This window comes from Streptomyces sp. IBSBF 3136, assembly GCF_036815105.1.
In the GTDB taxonomy this organism is placed as follows: Bacteria; Actinomycetota; Actinomycetes; order Streptomycetales; family Streptomycetaceae; genus Streptomyces.
Map to the genome: position 1 here is coordinate 1 of NZ_JAJSZC010000379.1, position 4,131 is coordinate 4,131.

At 70.9% G+C, this 4,131-nt stretch carries 4 protein-coding genes and 1 rRNA gene; all 5 read right to left on the reverse strand.

Annotated elements, in window-relative coordinates; translation table 11 throughout:
* Positions 1-2: 2 nt before the first annotated feature.
* A complete protein-coding gene (locus V7E45_RS39075; RefSeq protein ID WP_333779043.1) occupies positions 3-1,175 on the reverse strand; it encodes an acetoin utilization protein AcuC in 1,173 nt (390 codons plus the stop codon).
* The gene (locus tag V7E45_RS39080) at positions 1,126-2,346 is read right to left on the reverse strand and encodes an MFS transporter (RefSeq protein ID WP_333779044.1); all 1,221 of its coding nucleotides are present in this window, start codon (positions 2,344-2,346) and stop codon (positions 1,126-1,128) included. Before V7E45_RS39080 ends, V7E45_RS39075 begins: the two co-directional genes overlap by 50 nt.
* Positions 2,347-2,441: 95 nt before the next feature.
* Positions 2,442-3,224: a VC0807 family protein gene (locus tag V7E45_RS39085; protein WP_333779045.1), complete on the reverse strand. Its 783-nt coding sequence runs from the start codon at positions 3,222-3,224 to the stop codon at positions 2,442-2,444.
* A gap of 93 nt (positions 3,225-3,317) precedes the next feature.
* On the reverse strand, positions 3,318-3,962 hold the full coding sequence (locus tag V7E45_RS39090; protein ID WP_333779046.1) for an HAD family hydrolase: 645 nt from the start codon (positions 3,960-3,962) through the stop codon (positions 3,318-3,320).
* 71 nt (positions 3,963-4,033) lie between these two features.
* Positions 4,034-4,131: ribosomal RNA gene (gene rrf, locus V7E45_RS39095) — 5S ribosomal RNA — on the reverse strand; the annotation flags it as partial.

The following is a 4,131-nucleotide window of genomic DNA, read 5'->3' on the forward strand; positions in this document are numbered from 1 at the left end:
CCTCACGGCAGCAGCCCCCGCAGCGGGAAGGCGGCCCGGCGGGTGGCCAGTACCGCCTGGTCGAGGCGGTCGGCGGGGTCGTACCCCGCGTCCCACGAGGCGAACGACACCGGCCACCGCCCGTCCGTCATCCGCTGCGGCCCCAACTGCCGGGTCCGCGCGTACACCTCGCGCCGCCACCCCTCGGGAATCACCGTCTCGGGGGCGACCTCGCGTCCCGCCGCGATCCCCACCAGGTGTGTCCACGACCGCGGCACCACCTCGACCACGGCGTATCCGCCGCCGCCGAGGGCGACCCATCTGCCGTCCGCGTACGTGTGCGCCAGCTCGTGGCACGCCACCTGCGCGGCACGCTGCGCGTCCAGCGACACGGCGAGATGCGCGAGCGGGTCCTCGAAGTGCGTGTCCGCCCCGTGCTGCGTCACGAGCACCTGCGGCCGGAATTCGGCGAGCAGCTCCGGCACCACAGCGTGGAAGGCCCGCAGCCACCCGGCGTCCCCGGTCCCGGCCGGCAGCGCCACGTTCACGGCCGCGCCCTCGCCCGCCCCGGCCCCGGTCTCCTGCGGCCATCCGGTCTGCGGGAACAGCGTGCTCGGATGCTCGTGCAACGAGATCGTCAGGACCCGCGGGTCCTCCCAGAACGCCGCCTGCACCCCGTCCCCGTGGTGCACGTCGACGTCCACGTAGGCGACCCGTTCGGCACCCAGTTCGAGCAGTCGCGCGATGGCCAGGGCGGCGTCGTTGTAGACGCAGAACCCGGAGGCGCCCCCGGGCATCGCGTGGTGCAGCCCGCCCGCGAAGTTCACCGCGTGCTCGGCGTCGCCCCGCCACACCGCTTCCGCCGCACCCACCGACTGCCCGGCGATGAGCGCGGACACCTCGTGCATCCCGGCGAACGCGGGATCGTCCAGCGTGCCGAGCCCGTACGAGCCGTCGGCCGCCCCCGGATCGGCCGACGCGGCCTTCACGGCGTCGATGTAGTCCTGCCGGTGGACCAGGCGCAGCGTCGACTCCCCGGCCGGCTTCGCCGCGACCACCGTCATCTGCCGGTCGAGCCCGAAGGCGTCCACCAGCTTCCGGGTCAGCTCCAGCCGGACCGGATCCATCGGATGGTCCGGGCCGAAGTCATAGCCCGTTACTGCCTCGTCCCACATCAGCTGTGCGCGGCCGCTCATGCCCGCCACCGTATCGGTCCGGTTGAGCCGCGAACGATCTGGCGTACGCCAACGTCACCAGCACCAACACCATCGGCACCAGCATCGCCCCCCGGTAGCTCCAGGTGTCCCCGAGCGCCCCCACCAACGGCGAACCGATCAGGAAGCCCACGTAGTTGAAGATGTTGAGCCGGGCTATCGCCGCGTCCGAGGCCCCCGGGAACAGCCGCCCCGCCGCCGCGAAGGTCTGCGGCACAAGGACGCACAGCCCCAGGCCCAGCAGGGTGAACCCGAGCATGCCGACCCACGCGTCCGGAGCCACGGACACCACCGCGAAGCCCCCGGCCGCCACCAGCGCCCCGATCCGCACGACCGCGGCCGCCCCGAACCGCCGCACCCCGAAGTCCCCGATGGTCCGGCCCACCAGCGTGGTCACCATGTACACGTTGTACGGCACCGTCGCCAGCTGCTCGGAACTGCCCAGCACGTCCTTCAGGTACTTGGCGCTCCAGTTGGAGACCGTCGAGTCCCCGATGTAGGCGAAGGTCATCACCAGGCACAGCGGCAGCAGCAGCTTGAAAACGACACCGCCACCGCCCGCGCCGGCCTCCTCCTGGACGGACGCCGCGTCCCCGTCGACGTACCACCTGCTCCCCACCAGCGTCGCCGGCAGCAGCACGGCCACCACCGGCAGATACGACACCCACAGCGCGAGCTGCCAGTGCGCCCCGGCCCAGGCGAGCGAGGCCCCCACGATGCCGCCCAGGCTGTAGGCGGCGTGGAAGCTCAGCATGATGCTGCGCCCGTACGTCCGCTGGAGGCTGACCCCGAGCATGTTCATGGAGGCGTCCAGCGCGCCGACGGCGAGCCCGAACGCGGCCAGCGCGAGTCCCAGCTCCGCCATCACCCCGGTGCCGCCGGCCCCGACCCCGAGCAGTGCCAGCAGCACCACCGGCTGGGACCAGCGCAGCAGCCGGCTGGGCCTGACCCGCTTCACCAGCTGCTCGGTCGTCACGCTGCCGACCCCGGCGAGGATCGGCACGGCGGCGAGGAAGACCGGCAGCAGCCCGTCGGAGATGCCGTACCGGTCCTGGATCGCCGGGATGCGCGTCACCAGCAGCGCGAAGGTGGCGCCCTGGGCGAAGAAGCTGAACGCCAACGAGGCCCTGCCGCGCCGCAGCACATCTGTCATGGCGGCGAGCGTAGGGCCCCTGGCTACCTGTGGGTAGATCCGGCCAAAGATGAATTTCCTTCAGCTTCGGCCCGGGGGGTGTGTCGTCAGTCGTGTCACGCGGCGACGGCGACCTCGGGCTCGGCGAACGTGGCTTCGGCGGAACCGGTCCCGATGGTCCCGGCGTCGGCGGTCCCGGCGTCGGCCGTCCCCGCGTCGGTGATCTCCAGCCGCTCGGCCTCCTCGGAGAGCATGGCCTCCATCGGCCCGGCCCCGAGGGCGCCGCCGGCCACGATCCCGATCAGCACCGCGACGGCCAGGACCACCCCACCGAGCCAGACCATCGTGTCCACGGCGACGGTGTACGCGCCCACGGCCCGCACCACGCACTCGGCGAGCAGCACCACACCCCACACCACGGAGAACACCCGCTCCCTGCGCCGGAAGGCGGTCGAAGCGGCGGCGGTGCCCGCCATCAGCCGCTCCCAGGCGGCTTCCCTGACCGCGTCACCCTTCACCAGGAAGGGCTTGAGACCGGCGGTCATCATGGGCCTGCCGAGGGCGACCGAGACCAGGATGCCGATCGCGACGGTGCTGCTGACCCCGCTGTCCTTCGCCAGCATCAGCCGCGGATCACCGGAGACGAAGCTCAGCAGCAGGGAGACGACGTTCACGACCAGGATGAGCCCGGCCAGTGCGTTGGTCCTCCGCTCCTTCAGCACGCTCCACGCGGTGCGCAGCGCGGGCACCACGCTGCTCCAGGCGAGCGCCGCGAAGGTGCTCATCCCGAAGCCGTCCTTGAACAGGTAGTACGAAGCGAGGGGCACCGCCACGTCCACGATCAGCGGCGCGAAGTTCTGCATCGTGCTCTGGCCCTTGGAACCCGTGTTCGTCGTCATGCTCATAGCTTCGCCGCCGGGTGGGGTCCGCCAGTAGAAACGATCGTCCGGAGGTCCGCGTGACAAATGTCAGCCCCGGAGCACTGGCCCCGGTCACACCAGCAGGTCAGCCAACTCGCCCATGGTGGAGAACAGTTGCGTCGCCTGGGCGAGCTTGTCCGCCGGCGTCATGGCGGTGAACCCGTACACGTCCATCCCGGCCGCCACGGCGGCCTGTACGCCCAGCGGCGAGTCCTCCACGACCAGGCACCGCCCGGGGGCGACGCCCATCCGCTCGGCCACGTACAGGAAGAGGTCCGGTGCCGGCTTGCCCCGACCCACGTCCTGCGAGCTGAAGATGCGTTGCTCGTCGAACCACCGGTCGAGTCCGGTCGCGCGGTGGCCGACCCTGATCCGCTCATGGCTCCCGGAGGAGGCGACGCAGTACGGGACCCCGTCGGCGGCCAGCTTCTCCAGCACCCCGCCGACGCCGGCAACGGGCTTCAGCTCCCGCTCGAAGGCGGCGAACACACGCGCGTGGAAGACGTCGTCGAAGTCGTCCGGCAGCCGCCGGCCCGTCCGCTCCAGCACCAGGTCGTGGATGCGGTGCATCGCCGATCCCATGTAGTCCCGGATGGAGTCCTCGTACGACGTGGGGTGCCCCAGCTCGGTCAGATAGGCGGCCAGGTGCCGATTGGAGATCGGCTCGCTGTCCACGAGGACCCCGTCGTTGTCGAAGATGATCAGGTCATAGCGCATACCTCGACCATAAAGGACCCCGAACGCAGAAAACCCCCGCATCTTTCGATGCGGGGGTTTTCCCAAGAATTGTTCGGCGGTGTCCTACTCTCCCACAGGATCCCCCCTGCAGTACCATCGGCGCTGTGAGGCTTAGCTTCCGGGTTCGGAATGTAACCGGGCGTTTCCC